The 16,638-nt window shown below is 34.0% G+C and carries 14 protein-coding genes and 1 pseudogene; 8 read left to right on the top strand and 7 right to left on the bottom strand.

All coding sequences use genetic code 11. The annotated features are described in order from the left end of the window. The first annotated feature begins 3 nt into the window (after positions 1-3). Both JFT95_RS28160 and JFT95_RS28155 read left to right on the top strand, forming a co-directional pair. A complete protein-coding gene (locus JFT95_RS28160; protein WP_016093796.1) occupies positions 4-645 on the top strand; it encodes a CPBP family intramembrane glutamic endopeptidase in 642 nt (213 codons plus the stop codon). 109 nt (positions 646-754) lie between these two features. Then, positions 755-2,185, top strand: coding sequence for an IS4 family transposase (locus tag JFT95_RS28155; protein ID WP_201053872.1), 1,431 nt, complete (start codon positions 755-757; stop codon positions 2,183-2,185). Positions 2,186-2,329: 144 nt separating this feature from the next. Here JFT95_RS28155 and JFT95_RS28150 read toward each other — a convergent pair. Beyond that, positions 2,330-3,758 (bottom strand): annotated as a pseudogene (locus tag JFT95_RS28150) (IS4 family transposase). A 228-nt stretch (positions 3,759-3,986) separates the two neighbouring features. Here JFT95_RS28150 and JFT95_RS29765 point away from each other — a divergent pair. Both JFT95_RS29765 and JFT95_RS28145 read left to right on the top strand, forming a co-directional pair. Continuing rightward, positions 3,987-4,184 carry a helix-turn-helix transcriptional regulator gene (locus JFT95_RS29765; RefSeq protein WP_000116561.1) on the top strand — a complete coding sequence of 66 codons (198 nt, stop codon included), beginning with the start codon at positions 3,987-3,989 and terminating at the stop codon, positions 4,182-4,184. 1 nt (position 4,185) lies between these two features. After that, on the top strand, positions 4,186-4,659 hold the full coding sequence (locus JFT95_RS28145; RefSeq protein WP_242487650.1) for a DUF6773 family protein: 474 nt from the start codon (positions 4,186-4,188) through the stop codon (positions 4,657-4,659). A 324-nt stretch (positions 4,660-4,983) separates the two neighbouring features. On the opposite strand, the gene JFT95_RS28140 is transcribed toward JFT95_RS28145, so the two are convergent. Continuing rightward, positions 4,984-7,020, bottom strand: a complete 2,037-nt coding sequence (locus JFT95_RS28140; protein WP_201053920.1) for a serine hydrolase domain-containing protein — start codon at positions 7,018-7,020, stop codon at positions 4,984-4,986. A 277-nt stretch (positions 7,021-7,297) separates the two neighbouring features. Here JFT95_RS28140 and JFT95_RS28135 point away from each other — a divergent pair, with 277 nt between their 5' ends. The 3 genes from JFT95_RS28135 (at position 7,298) to JFT95_RS28125 (ending at position 11,067) form a co-directional block, all read left to right on the top strand. Further along, on the top strand, positions 7,298-7,888 hold the full coding sequence (locus JFT95_RS28135; RefSeq protein ID WP_201053918.1) for a sensor domain-containing protein: 591 nt from the start codon (positions 7,298-7,300) through the stop codon (positions 7,886-7,888). A 4-nt stretch (positions 7,889-7,892) separates the two neighbouring features. Beyond that, positions 7,893-9,683, top strand: a complete 1,791-nt coding sequence (locus JFT95_RS28130) for a helix-turn-helix transcriptional regulator (protein ID WP_201053916.1) — start codon at positions 7,893-7,895, stop codon at positions 9,681-9,683. 346 nt (positions 9,684-10,029) lie between these two features. Then, positions 10,030-11,067, top strand: a complete 1,038-nt coding sequence (locus JFT95_RS28125; protein WP_201054009.1) for a serine hydrolase domain-containing protein — start codon at positions 10,030-10,032, stop codon at positions 11,065-11,067. A gap of 622 nt (positions 11,068-11,689) precedes the next feature. Here the strand turns inward: JFT95_RS28125 and JFT95_RS28120 are convergent. From JFT95_RS28120 to JFT95_RS28110, 3 genes are all read right to left on the bottom strand, one after another. Next, positions 11,690-11,884, bottom strand: coding sequence for a hypothetical protein (locus tag JFT95_RS28120; protein WP_201053914.1), 195 nt, complete (start codon positions 11,882-11,884; stop codon positions 11,690-11,692). 319 nt (positions 11,885-12,203) lie between these two features. Further along, positions 12,204-13,352: a DUF418 domain-containing protein gene (locus JFT95_RS28115; RefSeq protein ID WP_201053912.1), complete on the bottom strand. Its 1,149-nt coding sequence runs from the start codon at positions 13,350-13,352 to the stop codon at positions 12,204-12,206. A 41-nt stretch (positions 13,353-13,393) separates the two neighbouring features. Further along, the gene (locus tag JFT95_RS28110) at positions 13,394-13,876 is read right to left on the bottom strand and encodes a thioredoxin family protein (RefSeq protein ID WP_201053910.1); all 483 of its coding nucleotides are present in this window, start codon (positions 13,874-13,876) and stop codon (positions 13,394-13,396) included. Positions 13,877-14,776: 900 nt separating this feature from the next. Here JFT95_RS28110 and JFT95_RS28105 point away from each other — a divergent pair. Continuing rightward, positions 14,777-15,103 (top strand): DUF2971 domain-containing protein, encoded by a 327-nt coding sequence (locus JFT95_RS28105; RefSeq protein ID WP_201053908.1) that lies wholly within the window; start codon positions 14,777-14,779, stop codon positions 15,101-15,103. Positions 15,104-15,245: 142 nt separating this feature from the next. Here JFT95_RS28105 and JFT95_RS28100 read toward each other — a convergent pair whose 3' ends face one another. Beyond that, on the bottom strand, positions 15,246-15,590 hold the full coding sequence (locus JFT95_RS28100; protein WP_201053906.1) for a DUF3992 domain-containing protein: 345 nt from the start codon (positions 15,588-15,590) through the stop codon (positions 15,246-15,248). Between the two features lie 112 nt (positions 15,591-15,702). Next, the gene (locus tag JFT95_RS30270) at positions 15,703-16,530 is read right to left on the bottom strand and encodes a BclA C-terminal domain-containing protein (protein ID WP_201053904.1); all 828 of its coding nucleotides are present in this window, start codon (positions 16,528-16,530) and stop codon (positions 15,703-15,705) included. Between the last annotated feature and the right edge of the window lie 108 nt (positions 16,531-16,638).

The following is a 16,638-nucleotide window of genomic DNA, read 5'->3' as shown; positions in this document are numbered from 1 at the left end:
CAAATGAAGACAATTTTGTTCGAGAAACGTCCCTTTCTTGAAATGGTGATTTTTGTAGTCGCTATGTTAGTCAGTACTTTTTTTATTCCACAAATAAAAGGATTAGTATTCATACTACCGATTGTATATTTTTTAATAGAGAGAATGGCTAGAAAAAGGACAAGGGAAAGTATTGGATTTAATCGAAAAAATATCTTGAGCGATTTGAAACATTCTTGGCCACTTGTAATATTGGTTGGCGTGATTTTACAAGTGATTTATTTCCTTTTGTATAAAAATATATTTCCAGAAGTGTTAGATCATGTATTAGAAAGAGCTGATTTCATTGAAGCAATTAATGGGAATTTACTTTTCACTTTACTAATATTAGCTTTAGGAGAAGAAATTACTTTTAGAGGTTTAGTGCAAGGAAGACTTAACTGGCTTATAAAACCTGTTTATTCGATTTTATTATCATCTATCATTTTCACATTGATGCATATATCTATTGGGAATTTTATTGTGGTTTTAATAGATTTAATAACAGTATTCATAGATAGTATGATTTTTGGGGTTATTTTCTATAAAACGAAGAATATCTATATTTCTTGGATAGCTCATGCATCTGCCAATATCGTTGCTGTTTTACTTATGATGACTATTTAAATTAAGAAAATCCATTCTATATTCATTAAGCTGAGATAAATTTGTATTCAAATTGCGAAAAAAACGCTATTCTTTTTGTAGAATTATACAGGAAGGATGGCGTTTTTGTATGAATTTATCGATTTTAGATGAACTAGAATTGTTTTCTAAAGAACTACAACGATATATGTCACCGTATGCTTTGGAACAGTTAGCTAGAGAGATAGGATTTGTTCAACGAAAAAGTAAATACCGCGCACAGGATTTTGTGGCTCTATGTGTTTGGTTAAGCCAAAATATAGCAAATACTTCATTGACACAACTATGTAGCCGATTAGAAGTTAACACAGGTATTTCTATGAGCCCAGAAGGACTCAATCAACGCTTTAATTCCCAAGCTGTACAGTTGTTACAACAAATATTAGCCTCTTTACTCCATCAACAATTTTGTTTATCTAGCCAAATTCCAACATCGTATACAAACTATTTTCGTCGGATTCGTGTATTGGATTCTACACATTTTCAGGTTCCAGATAAATTTGCCTCTACATATCAAGGTTCAGGAGGTAGTGGTCAAAGTGCTGGTGTGAAAATTCAATTAGAGTACGATTTACTAAGTGGTCAATTTCTACATGTTCATGTAGGATCGGGAAAACACAATGATAAAACGTATGGATCCACTTGCCTAACGTCTCTTCAACCACACGATGTATGTATACGTGATTTAGGATACTTCGACTTAAAAGATCTACATATTATAAGCGAGTGTGATGCTTATTTTATTTCACGATTAAAGCTCAATACTCGTATATATCAAAAGAATAAGGAACCTGAATACTTTCACAATGGAACGATAAAAAAGCATTCTGAGTACATTCAACTAGATATGGAGCAATTTATTGACCAATTACAGTCTGGTGAAACATATGAGATTCCTGAGATTTATATCGGAATGTATCAAAAACTTCCTGCAAGACTTATCTTATATAAATTAACTGAAACACAAATGAAACGTAGGCAAAAAGATTTAGCATCTAAAGAACATAAGAAACAAATCACCTATAAAGAACGCAGTAAGCGGCTTAGTGCAATAAACTTTTACATTACGAATATCCCTTCGGAATATCTACCAAAGGAACAAGTATACGATTTTTACTCCTTACGATGGCAAATTGAATTGATATTTAAAACATGGAAATCATTTTTTCGTATTCATCATTGTAATTCTGTAAAATTAGAACGGCTAGAGTGTCATTTATATGGGCAATTAATTAGTATCCTTCTTTGTTCCTCCACTATGTTTCAAATGCGTCACTTACTCCTCGTCAAAAAGAAACGAGAATTAAGTGAATATAAAGCGGTCTATATCATTAAAGATTACTACCTACTTATATATCAATCTCTACAACAAAACACCCAGGAACTATCAAAGACCTTCCTTCGTTTGTTCAATCTCTTGCATAAAAATGGGCGGAAGTCTCATCGATATGAGAAGAAAACAGTCTTTGATATATTGGGTGTCGTGTACAATTATTTCGTTACTCACAATCATGTAGCTTAATTAAAAAAATGAAACCCGTTAGGGTTTATTTGGTATGCAGATTTTTAGAAAGCTGATATCAACTCTTTAGAAAATAGAAAAAGTCTAGTTGACGGACTTTTACTTAATCTTAGCTTGATGGCGATGGGGTTTCACTTTTTTGAATTAAGCGGCTTGATTATCAGACAGGGTAAAATTGTAAACGACACCTAATATATCAAAGACTGTTTTTTTCTCATATCGATGAGATTTCCGCCCGTTTTGCTGTAGGAGATTGAACAGGCGAAGTAACACCTTTGATAGCTCTTGGGTGTTTGTTTGTATAGTTTGGAATAGAAGAAGAAAATAGTCTTTAATCATATATATGGCTTTATACTCACTAAGCTCTCGTTTTTTCTTCATGAGGAGCAATTGGCGCATCTGAAACATGATAGAAGAACAGAGTAGAATGGCAATCAACTGACCATATAAATGGCACTCCAATCGTTCTGGTTTTATCTTTTTACAATGATGAATTTGAAAGAATGACTTCCACGTTTTAAATAAAATTTCGATTTGCCAACGCAAAGAATACCAGTCATGTACCTGTCCCATCGGGACAATATCTGTAGGGGTGTTTGTCATATATACATTGATACCACTGAGTCGTTTACTACGAGGAGAATACTTCATTCCTTTCTTTTTCTCTTACAGTTTGATCTTGTAATCGTTTTTGCTGCTGTTGTTTTGTTAATCGATGAACAATTACACGAGCTGGCACTTTATCAATCATTCCTACATAAGCATCAGCTATTTCACATGTTTGTCCTGGGTGAAGGGAATTCATTAACGTCTCCATATCTATCTGTATATACTCTGTACCTTTCTTAATTCTTCCGTCTTGAAAATAATCAGGGTTAGAATTTTTTTGATAAATACGTGTATTCGACTTGATACGAGAGATATAGTCGGCCTCTTTATCTTGTATATATTGAAGGTCTTTTAAATGAAAATAACCTAAATCGCGGATACATAAATCACGCGCTGTCACTGTTGGGGCACACAGAGAGCCGTAAGTGCGATCATGTTGCTTACCTGGACCTGTATGAATATGTAGGAACTGTCCACTTAACAAATCATACTCAAGTTGAATTTTTATCCCAGCTGTATGGCTGCATCCTCCTGCACCTGGATAAACCGATGAAAATACATCCGGGAGTTGAAATGCAGTTGAATCTAAAATACGAACACGCTTAAAAACAGAAGTGTATGGAGAAGAAATCGGCATAGATGCGGCCAATTTTTTGCTTAGTAGTTCGGCTAGTAGGTGTTGTAAAAGTTGGACGGCCGCCGTATTAAATCGTTGATTCAGTCCCTCAGGACTGATGAGTACTCCTGTTGATGCTTCTAAACAGCTAGATAACTGAGTTAAAGAAGTCATAGCTACATTTTGGCTCACCCATACACATAAAGCGACTAAATTTTTTGCTTGGTACTTACTGGTTCTTTGTACAAAACCAACATCTCTAGCAAGATCCCGTAAGGTATTTGGAGATAAAAAACTTTGAACTTCTTGAGCAAATAGTTGTAATTCATCAGAGACAGAAATAGACATACAAAAACGCCATCCTTTCCAATAATTCTACAGAAAGCATAGCGTATTTTTATATTTGTGAGATAGTTTTAGAGACAAAAATAATAGAAATGGAAAAAAGGAAAGGACAAGCGCAATCTATATACGTCTTAATGCAAATTATATATTGCATTGATACTGCGTATAATTTAATATATAGAATATAAGATGAAAAGTATAAAGATTATCTTTACAAACGGGGTGTATTTAATGTCAGTAAGCAAAATAAAAATTGCAAGAACAGAAAAGGGGCTAACTCAACAAGAATTAGCTGTGCTTGTAAATGTTACTCGACAAACCATTGGTCTTATTGAACTTAATAAATATAATCCATCTTTAAAGCTTTGCATTGATATAGCTAAATCACTCGATAAAACTTTAGATGAATTATTTTGGGAGGAAAAATAGAATGGAAAAACTAAAAAATTGGTTTTCACTCAGTACACATTCAGATGAAAGAATTCAGCAAATTGAAATGAAAATTTGGGCCCAATCTGGAATTGTGGTTTTATTGCTAGCCTTCATAGATTTAATAATAAGGGGCGTATACTTACAAAGACCGTTTCTAGAATGGGCTACAGCTCTTGGTATCATTATCTGTTATATGGTATTCTTCTTTATTAGATCCATTTTAGCTGGTGTTTACGAACCAGAAATCGATAACAAGGAAAAATTAAAACAAAAATTAAAAGATAAATTATCTTATACCCTTATTTTATCTTTTTCTGGTGTAGCATACACTACATATCATAATCAATTACCTCAAGATATTGTTGGATGGATCCTAGTATGTATAAAGTTCATTCTACTTGTTACTCTTTTGTTTGGTATTCAATATTTTATTACTATATTAGCATGGAATAAATCCAATAAAATTCAATAAGTATAGACAAAAAAGCTTATCTTTTAGCACTTAATGATAAGCTTTTTTATTATTTTTTTCATCTTTTTTCGTTTTGGGGGTTACTTTCAAATTCTTAGGTTGATGGGTATGTATGGTACCCCCTATATAACAAACAAGGAACCTATTATATTTTCTAATAGGTTCCTATTTTAAATACAAAAACTTCAAATGCATCGGATTATGCTTCGAATCGTTTCCGTTTTCATAAAAATCTTATAAAATTGAATTTCTTGTTATATTTTAGCTTGATGCTGATGAGATACCATCATCCAATTTTTTTATGATTCAATTTAGGATCAATATCTACTGTCGTTTGATAGGCGGTGCATAATAGTTAAAAGCTAAATCCAGCAAAGCGCTTGCTTCTTGACGCAGTAACAGGTCTTTCGGACGGAACATAAAGGATCCGTCAGCATTAATGGAAGTAGCAGGGTCTAGAATTCCTTGGGAGGCAAGTGCCTGAATCGATTGGACTGCCCAGTCATCTGCGGCATCCAGTAATTTAACTTTAATAGCTTTGTCAGGTTGAATCGTTTTCAAGTCTTGAATTTGCTTTACGTTTTGAATCATGGTTGCTGCGACCTGTCGGGTAATCGGAGTAGCACGGTTATACTCTGGAATTCCATTCATAACTTTTTCCCTTGCTTCTTTTGATTCGTCTGGAAAACCATTCCATCCATGAGCAAGTAACAACGTATCCGCAAACTCTCCTTGTGTCATGGTTTCCATCGGATTGAATAGATTACCTGTTTTAGCACCCATAATATTTAGGGCATGAAGATTATCAATGTGATTTCTATAGTTACTCTTTTGTGGAATGTCATCAAAAGATGGTTTGTTGTTAATTCTCTGGGCATCTGCTACAAAATCAAGGCTTTTAGGAGAATCGTAGTGAAAATATGTGATTTCTCCAGCTGAATTCTTTTTGAAAGCAACTTTATTGCCTTCCGAATCTTCAAATAACAACGGATGAATCATTTTGAGAACTTGTTTTCCAGTTATTCCACCCTCCATGACTAAATTCCCATTTTCATAAGTAAAATGAGTGCGAATTGCAGCGAAACGCGTATTTTGGAATAAGCCCAGGTATTTATGAGCTTCTTTTTCCTCTAACGGGAGATAACTTGTTTTTACTTCATTCTTCTTAGCAGGGAAATAGTGATCCATGAGTGCTTCATATACGTCTATACTCATCATTGAATCATTATTATAAGACATGAAGAATGCTGTTTTTTGTTCAGGCACTAAAATCATCAGTGATTGATGTCCAGGCATACTTCCCCCTTTCATTACAACGTGTTGACCGTTAGCAAATTTATTAAAAGGCGTTTCAAATCCAATTGTCGCAACAGGGTTGGTCTTATCGTCAAAAACTTGATAGGCATGCATCATATCTATGCTTTTTTTACTTACAATTTCTTTGTCTTTAAACTTTCCTTTCTGTAGTTGCATAATCATGTATTTTGACATGTCTTCTGCAGTAGATAAAATGCCTCCTTGTGGTGTATCCCTTAAACCGCTCCCACTTGTTGGGATAGGTTCGCCAGTGGGACCATAATGTGTAGCCATTCTTTCTAGAAGTTCAGGCGTGAAGCTTATACTTGTAGATTTCATATCTAATGGTTTGAAAATATTATTTTCCATATATTTGGAGAAAGGGCTGTTAGTAACATTCTCTACTGCAAACCCTGCGAGCGCAAATGAGACGTTATCATACGTATAAACTTCCCCTGGTGGCCGTACCACCGTTGGCATATGTTTAGAGAAAAATTCCTTCATTGTTATGCTGTTTTCATTATCGATATATTCGGGTCCGGTTATATTTGTAAGGTCAGGAAAATCAAATCCGCTGGTATAAGTGAGCATATCAAACAGTGTTAGAGGTTTCCCTGTTTGATTAGGTATTTGTAATCCACCAAGATATTTTTGTACGTCTTGATCTAGTTTAATATTTCCTTTATCGACTTGTTGCATCACAGCCAAGGCAGTAAAAGTTTTTGAGACTGAAGCAATTTGAAAGACCGTGTCCTTAGTAACGGGAATTTTCTTTTCTTTATCAGCATATCCATACCCTTTATTAACAACAACCTTTCCATCATGAACGACGACAAAGCTAGAACCATTCACATTATACTTTTTCATTTTTTCCTCAAATAATGGATCAGCAAAAGATTCTATTTCTTTTTTATTATTGGGTCCTTTCAGCATTTCAATATTAGTTGTGGATGCCGATGGTTTTGATGTTTCTCCTTCTAATGATTGTTGGGAACATGCAGAAATCATGGTTGAAGAAGAAAGAAGAATTGCAACGATCCCCAGTTTGTTAATTGCTTGTTTCATTTTTGAACGCTCCTTTATTTAATTAGGATTTTTTGTTAGCTCAACGAGTTAGCGACTCGCTAGCTTATGAACAGAGTGTAGCAAGCGGCGAGTCATAGTAGATAGTGAACTTCTGTCATATTTATAAATAATAATAAAAATTGAGTGGATAAGGATGTATTGATGGTTATGTCATACAAACCATGACATTTTGACACTACCGTATGTGACAGAAAAATACTTAGAATTAAAAAGTGACTTTTAACGCATTAGCAACGAATGAGGAGGAAAGATTTTAATGACGAAAGCATCAGCTCAAAAAACTTTGCAAGATTTTTATTTCTTGTTATTTACCTTTGTATCCGGATTCTTTTACTTTTGTTTCTATCTAGTCAGCATTACATTTGCATTAGTAATGACGATTATCTTTTTGGGTATTCCCTTGTTGTCATGGGTGCTACAAACAACTCATACGTTTATTCAGTATGAACGTATTCAGACGAAAGTTTATACAGATATATCGATAGATTTATTCGAACCAAGAATAAGAGAGGAGGGAAATAAATGGATTAAAGCAAGAGATACAATCCTTAATAATAGCAACTGGAGGGCTATTTTTTGGCTCATGCAGAAATTTTTCGTCGGAATATTGAGCCTTATATGTGCTGTTTTACTGTATGTAATGCCACTAGTATGTATCGTTAACCCCTTACTTTTTCAATATTTTAATATATACTTATTGGGCATTGCTTTGAATTCATGGGAGACAGCAATTTTTGTCATGATTGCTGGTTTCATTCTCATCTGGATACATAATCTTATTGGAAACTGCTTAGTTCGAATGATTGGAATGTACACGCGTTCCATGTTTAAAGCTATAAAGGAGTGATAATTTGTTTAAGACTTTGAAACTATGGTTTTGGTATGATTGGGCCTTACTTTGTATACGTTTTATCGTTTGGCTATCATTGATATTTACGACTATCCAACAACAAAATCATTTGACAGTACCACCTTGGATCATAATTGTTTGGGAAGTTGTTTCATTTTCAGTACCTTGGATTTGTTTAATGTTTAGTTATCGCTATTATTTGTTTACTGAAATATTATTATTTGGCGGAGTGTGTTTCTATTTAACTTTATTATTTCCGTCAGCGTATCTTGCTTTTTTAATGCCAACTTTTATGATTGCGGTAAATAGCGCGCATAAATCTTACCGCTGGTCAGGCCCTATCACAATTATTTTGTTCCCGTTGCTTATAGCGATATTTTCCAAAGTAACAGATTTATGGGTAATCATCCTACAACTCAGTTTAGCTTTTGCTATGGGTTCTTTCTTTCGTTTACTGGCTATTAATTACCGTCAAAGTGAAACCATACGGAACCAGAAACGTGTATTAGAACAATACGTATCCCAAGTTGAGCGGATTACATTACTGGAGGAACGTAACAGGCTCTCAAAAGACTTACACGATACAATGGGACATTCCTATACTTCAATTATTATGGGTATGGAAACATTACGTACGGAATTAAAGACTAAAGAAGGAGAGCAACAGCTCGATTCATTATTACAATTGGCTCGTAACAGTATGGAAGAAGTAAGACTGTATTTGCATCAAATAGATTTATCACAAGAGTCGCTTCCCTTACCTATCACATTACAACAATTGACAGAGGAATTTAAGAAACATGCAAAGGTAAATGTACGTACTCGAATAATAGGGGATGAGTATATGGTCTCCAAACAATCAAAAATGACACTATATCGGAGCTTGCAGGAATCACTAACAAATGCTGTTCGCCATGGGCATTCCACAGAAATCACTGTGTCACTTCACTTTGAACCACAACAGATAAGATTGGATGTACAGGATAATGGATGTGGGGCGGAAGAATGGAAGGATGGTTTTGGATTAACTGCAATGAAAGAGCGCGTGAGTCAGGTGCAAGGAAGAGTCATTGTTTACTCCAAAAAAGGGGAAGGGACGTTAATTTCATGTGTATTACCGAAACAAGTACAACTGTCTAATGAGCAAATCCGCTTGTGTATTGTCGATGATCATTCTTTTATTCGAGAAAGTCTTCATACAATTTTGAATGGTCAGGAGGATTTACAAGTAGTGGGAATGGCTGAAGATGGAGACCGGGCTGTGGAATTGTGTGAAAAGTTGAAACCAGATGTAATATTAATGGATTTAGAGATGCCCAATCTGAATGGAATTAATGCGACAAAAATGATTAAGGAAAAATGGCCGGACATTCGTGTACTCATTCTGTCAACATTTCAGGATACAGAAAAGGTAAAGGAAATCATACGAAATGGTGCGGATGGATATTTGTTGAAATCCATGGATTCGCGTGAACTAGCCGAATCAATTCGTCTGATCTATCGGGGAGGTACGCTGATCAATCATGATTTGTTCCATAGAGTGTGGGAAGAAAATAAAGAAACAGAACCTTTTGGATCAAAATCAATTGGAAAAGAGTATGGCTTAACGAAACGCGAACTAGAGATTTTGAAACTATTATCACAAGGCAGTCGTTATAAAACGATAGCTTCGACACTTTACTTGTCAAACGGAACAGTAAGAAATTACGCTTCGAATCTCTATGAGAAGCTAGGAGTCAAAAATCGAGAAGAAGCCGTGCAAAAGGCAAAAGAAACAGGAATACTTTTGTAAGAGGGAATGTAGTCAACTGCTAGGGTACATGAACCATTCTATATTTAAATTATATTGGAATGATGCAAAAGATAATCCAAAACTGAAGTATCCAAGTAGGTCTGCGCACCCAGCTTGAAAATGATTATCCATTGTTGGATTTCATAATCCGATACGGGGTCTCATTGGCTAAACTAAACAATTAAACGCTTACTTTTTCGCTTACATTCTCACTGATATTTTTATATGTAGTATTGTTTTTTTATTTGGAGTAGGGAATACAAAAGAGGGCCAATTGGATTCAATATAAGAAAGATAACAGGTTAATATATTTCTAATCATTTAAAGGGAAGGGTATGTGATTGAGATGAATAATACATATAATGAAAAGACACATACATCGATTAATCAATTAATTAACAAGTTTTCACCAAAAGCTCCTGGCTTTGCATATATTGCTAGTTTCGATAGCGGAGTAACTTATAAAGGTGCAGTTGGCTTAGCTTCTATAGAGGGAAATCTACCCATAACTACAAAAATCATTTTTAATATTGCTTCAGTTTCTAAACAATTTACAGCGTTTTCTATATTACTCTTAGAGCAAGAGGGGAAATTGAGTTTAGACGATTCAATTGTAAAGTTTGTCCCTTCTATAGGAGCATATGCTGAACCTGTAACATTGAGACACCTAATTCATCACACGGGTGGACTAGGTGATTATATGGAATTGGCTGAAGCAGCAAATATTAAATATACTGATACATTAACTGTGGAAGAATCGCTAGAACACCTTAATAGTCATCAAATTGCAAGGTTCCCAGTTGGCACAAAATTTGAGTATAGCAATACAGGATATTTTTTATTATCACAAGTGATAGAGAAGGTAAGTGGCAAGTCTCTACGTCAATTTACAAAGGATCTTATTTTTGATCCTTTAAATATGAGGGCCACAACAATTGTGGATTATTACCCAACTACTATATCAATTGCTAGTGGATATTTGAAGAATGAAAAAGGAATATATGAAATCTATGAAAGTCCTTGGGAACATACAGGGGATGGGGCAGTTCATACAACAGTTGAAGACCTGGTAAAATGGGGAGAGAATTTAACTACAGGTACCGTTGGTGGAAAAGACCTTGTTAAAAGAATGAGCGAAATAGGTCCGAAAATTTCTCCAACTGGAGAGACGATTATTGACAATGAAGATTATGCTTTGGGGCTTAGGTTTGCAGAAGGTTTTAACTGTCGATACTTGGAACATTCAGGAGGCTGGGCAGGTTATAGTTCACACTTCATGCGGTTCCCAGAAGAGCGTTTGTCTGTTGCTGTATTAAGTAACTATGACGAGCTTGACCCCAAAAAATATGCTAATGAAATAGCAGGAATTGTTTTAGAAAAGTAAAAAAATAGAGCTTAGAATACAGTATTTGGATTTGGTTTACCCCACGTTGTTTTATATTGTTTTAAAAGTATTTACCTTACACTTTCTCAAAATCCAATCTAGTAATAGGAAATAACCCTAGAAGCAGAGTTGTGTTTTTGATTTTCCGAATAATAATTACGATTTTCGCGGTAATATTACAAATCGAGTATCCTTGCATTCTCATTAAATAAAAATGAGAATGCAGGGATATAAAAAATACAAAATTTTCGTTTTTGGGGTAATTGCTTTTCTTAGCTTGATGGGTATATGGCGGTACCCCTAGAAGAGACTATACCTGTATAAAAATAAATGGGTCATATCATGGAAGTAAATCCTAGTATATGTCCCGTTTTTATACGTATCTGGGCTGAACCTCTTATTGTTTTACAACATAAAGTTTGTAATGAAATAGCCAAATTCATAACCTGTTCTTATTAATCCAGCTCCTAATATTATATATATAGAATATTTAATAAAAAGATTCTCGTTTAAGAAATTTTTTAGATTATTCATGTTGAATCCTCCATCTCTATTTTAGTAGCTTGATCGTGATGTGGCGATACCTCAAATAAGCTTAAATTTATTTTATCGTTTTATATACTTAGTCTTTAATTTGTTTCATTAATGCTTTAGCTGCTACAAATAACATGAAACTGTTGAGGGCTAAACCTCCTAAATTTACGTAAAAGAAATTTGGTTGTTTAAAATTGTATATACCAGTTAATACAAAACTGAAAAAGATAAACGAAGCTATTATAAGGGATACTGTTTTTTGCTTATTTGTGTATGAATTCATCATTATCACCCTTCAAGTGGAATATATAGATATAATTATATCGTGGAGTTGTGTATGTAATTAACTATAAGATATATATCTATGCGAATTTAACTTATTTTTTCTTTTACAGGATAATAAGGCAGCAGATTCGTACTTACAATTCGTTATAGGGGTAAATCATAAATTCTATAAAGAAAAGACACCCTAAGGTGTCTTCCTCTGACTTGAACCACTTAAATTTTAATAACATCATTTTAAAACCACAAATATATCCTTAATCTTTCATATAATATTTTATCACATTTTTCAGTTAATGGCATCTAATTAGTAAAAAAGGTTATCCCTTGTAAATTCCTTTTCTCCATACCCATTCAATAGGACCATAGCGGAAGTGTTTACTCCAAATCTTGCTGAATATAATTTGTACGAAGCTAATAAAAAGTCCGAAGATACATAGTTGCCAGTAATATACGTGTGAGATATCTTTAAAGTACCACGAAAGAATGACAAGCGTTAGTATGCTTTGGGTGATGTAATTAGTTAAAGCATACTTGCCTATGTTCATAAAGGGGTGCAGCCACTTTACATTTCCTTTCTTCTCGCAAATTAAAAGTAAGGAACAAATATAGAATATAGCTAGCGTTTTCCCCCCAAAAAGAATCCATAATTGGATATGGCTAGCGTAATAAACATCAGTTTCTATAAAATAATAGATAATAGGCAGAGAGAGTAAGCATGAAATAAATAGTGAACTCCACTGTAAGACTTTAATTTTCTTTTCAAGTTCCGATACAAGTTTGAAAATATTCTTCTTTCCAGCCCATAAACCTATTAAAAATAACCCAATATATTCCGGGATCCCTATTAGAAGTTGCTGAAATTCTTGTGTCATAAGAAAGAACAAACGAGCTTTTACTTGATGTAAATAATTTGAAAATAGATTCACTGTGTAATTAGTAGTGTTGCCTGTAAACATATATTGATAGTATTTTGGTATCTCTTCAGGAATAGAAGGGCTTGCATGTAAAAATAAAATAACATGTAGAGTATAACTAGCAAGTAAAAAACTACAACCTGTTATAAAAATAAGCTTAGTAGACCGCTTATAAAAGAACAATAGAACAAAACCTGCTATAGAATATGCATGTAAAATATCTCCATACCACAGAAAGATAAAGTGATTTACACCAAATAGTAATAGAATACATAACCTACGACTAAATAGTTTATATATGGGATACCCCTTTTTTTCTGTATTTCTCATAAAGATATAAAATCCCACGCCGAATAAGAATGCAAAAATGGTATAAAACTTTGATGATATCAGTAAATCTACTAGAAAACGAACTACTTTATCTATACCGGAGTAACCTGCTTGATTAAAGGGATCTAGTCCCGTCATAGTAGGTAGATTAGCAAATAGGATACATAGTATGGCCATACCTCTTATTATGTCTAAAGAATGAATACGAGCGTTTTGTTGCATGTTAATTCTCCTTTCTTAATAAAAGAAAAACGAGCACTATATTAGCTAGCGCTCGAATTACGTCTTGCAAAGAATCCATCATATGTAGCAGCTGACATTGCCCCTTCAAGGCGTTCAACCTCTTCTCCTCTGTTATAAGCTACAACAACTGGAGTACCAGGAATATTAAAATCTTGGAATGCACTTTGATTTTCTGGTGTAGAGATATCAATACGGTAAATGGTTCTATCATGTTTCTGCGACATACTATTGATATCTGGGGCAGCTTTCTTGCAATATTGACATGCTGGTTGATAGTAATAGGCAATGAACTCTTCCTGAGATTCTATTTTTTGTTTTAATTCTTCTTTTGAAATATCTTTTATATATTTTGGTACCCTTTCTGCATCTGCAGCAGATACAATCGCTTTTTCTGGTGTTGCAGTTTCTGTTTTGACTGATTCATTTTTAGTTAAAGTAAAGATCGCGATGCAAGCAACGATTAAGGTTGTTACAACTGCTCCAATTTTATAAACTTTTTGCATTTTAAATTCCTCCTTCTTAAAATAAAAAAAGGACAAACCTCGCCCGAGTTAACAGGGCGTAAGGTTTGTCCTTCACGCTACGTACAATAGATAAACAATGGATAACAAATTTTCTACTTATATATTACCATATAATCCATATAAAATACTATATAAATTTTAGGTAATAAAACCAAAAAAATTACAAGACATATATATAACTTCACATATCGAATAATTATTAAAAAACTATACAATAAAGAAATAGGGGGTACGGAAACGATTCTAGGTATGAAGGAAACCCTGGGAAATGAATACAAAAAAAGCTGTTAATCCCAGAGTGACCCTTGAATCTCATAACCGTTTCCATACCCTATTCGTTTATAAGGGTATTCGTTGAAAATAAACGTATATAAAATAATCCTAATTACCTTCATAAACAGGTCGATTTTTTTTGAAACGAGCAAATCTGTTTCAAAAGGTGTCCGTATTTAAGATGCATTTCAAAAATGGATTTTTGAGGTTTTGGAACTAATATTTCATGTGGTTTTGATATTCCCAAAAGGTGTACCTTTTTGGAATATCAAAATTTAGGTGAATACGATGTGAATGCCATTTTGTCACATCTATTCCTTTTTTTAAAGGGTGTTTTACACCTTATTAAAAATAGGGAGGATAGTAGTGTGTAAAGGTGATAGTGGTATGTAAGGGTGATAATAGATTATATGGTTGATAATGAATTCGTGGAGGAATAGAAGTTTGTTAGATACGCTCTATAACATAGTGGAAGATTAATAATCTTTACTATGTTATAGAAGGGGTTCTCAAGGTGAATAAAAAACTTAAAAAGCAGAAGAACAAGAAGAATACTAAAAATGTCAAAAAAACAAAAAAGACTTCCAAACTGGAGAATTTGATCCGATGGGGAAAGTGGATTGCATAGATCATATTAAGGAATATAATTATCGTGAATCTATGATTTATCAGTATTTTACTAAGAGACTATCGTTTAAACATGAAGAAGAAGTTAGATTGGTTTATTCAGAAACAGCTAATAACAAAGACCTTTCATCAGAATATAAATATATTTTGGGGCGGAATATAGACGTGGATATTTCTAACCTTATCGAACGTGTTTATGTTTCGCCTGATGCAGATCCTTGGTTTGTGGACGTAGTGAAAGTTGTTCTAGAAAAATTTAATATAGATGCAGAAGTTATCCATTCGAAATTATATGAATTGAATTAGAATATCCATAAGGACGATTATTACCTCTAGAAATAAAAAGGAGCAGAATGATATATCAAGACCTAATTTGTTAAAAGTTATGAAAAACAAAAGGTGATACATATTAATCATGACTAATATGTATCACCTTTTGTTCATTATATTAGAATTTATAATTTATCGAGAAAGAAACTTTAACACTAGATGTACCTGTTCCAGCCCCTACAATTGCAATTGAATTTATATCATTCATCGTAATGGATCTACATTCGCTTGGTGCGACTACAAATCCTCCAACAGCTGTTCCGTTTACAGTGAGAGCTGCCGTTGGCCCTACTCCAACAGTTCCATTATTTTCTACCATAATTGTCCCATTTATTACAAAAGTAGTAGCATCATCCCAAATAGGTGTAGCGGTACCACCAGTATCATCTAAAATAATATTGCAACATACAGCATCATTTACACAACATAGTTGATCATTGCAACAATTTCCAATTTGTGCCAATGTTAATTCCTCCTAAATTTATAAACAAGATACATTATTGTATGTTTAATTTTTCGATTTTGTTTGGACAATTGACTTTACAGATTTAAAAAAATTTTACTATGGATACATATTACGAAACTCTGATAATCGTCAAGGCAGCTCCAACTGAACCTGCGATTGATAGAAGTGTTGCAACTAAAAGAATACTACTAAATAATTGTAGTTGGATGGTATCTCCAGTACTTAAATTAACAATAACATCATTGTTAAAAGCAGATACACTTATAGTTGGTCTTAATATAGTGGAGGGAATAGGAGTGGTATTGTTTAATAAAATTCTTGAACCAGCACCAATACCAACTGTAGCTGTAGTATTAATTTGATAAGTAATATAATATCTGCCTGATTGTGGCACTGTAAAAGTGGTATTTGTACCATTGACTGTAAAACCATCTAAATCTTGATTATTTGGAAGAGGAATACTAGTAGCTCCACCTAATGCAACATTTATGACGCTACCAATTGTATTAGAAGCAAACATGGAGTTAGTGGTGACAGTTGATCCAGTAGAACCAGTTGATCCAGTAGAACCAGTTGGTCCAGTAGAACCAGTTGGTCCAGTAGAACCAGTTGGTCCAGTGGGACCAGTTGATCCAGTAGAACCAGTTGATCCAGTAGAACCAGTTGATCCAGTAGAACCAGTTGATCCAGTAGAACCAGTTGATCCAGTGGAACCTGTTGGTCCAGTGGAGCCTGTTGGTCCAGTAGAACCAGTTGGTCCAGTAGAACCAGTTGATCCAGTAGAACCAGTTGATCCAGTAGAACCAGTTGGTCCAGTGGAACCAGTTGGTCCAGTGGAGCCTGTTGGTCCAGTAGAACCAGTTGATCCAGTAGGACCTGTTTTTCCACTAATACCGCAACAGCCAAGTGGTCCAGTGAAATTTAGTTTGTTTGCCAATTTATAAACGCCCCTTTTCAATGAATAGTGCAGTTAATTTATTAATAGTGTATGTCCTTTTTTATATTGTGGCCATGAATAAATAGAAAAAATAAAATCACAATAATT

The sequence above is a fragment of the Bacillus sp. TH17 genome (assembly GCF_016651125.1).
Lineage (GTDB): Bacteria > Bacillota > Bacilli > Bacillales > Bacillaceae_G > Bacillus_A > Bacillus_A mycoides.
The sequence above is the reverse complement of the archived record's forward strand: the minus strand, read 5'-3'. Positions and strand labels throughout refer to the sequence as shown.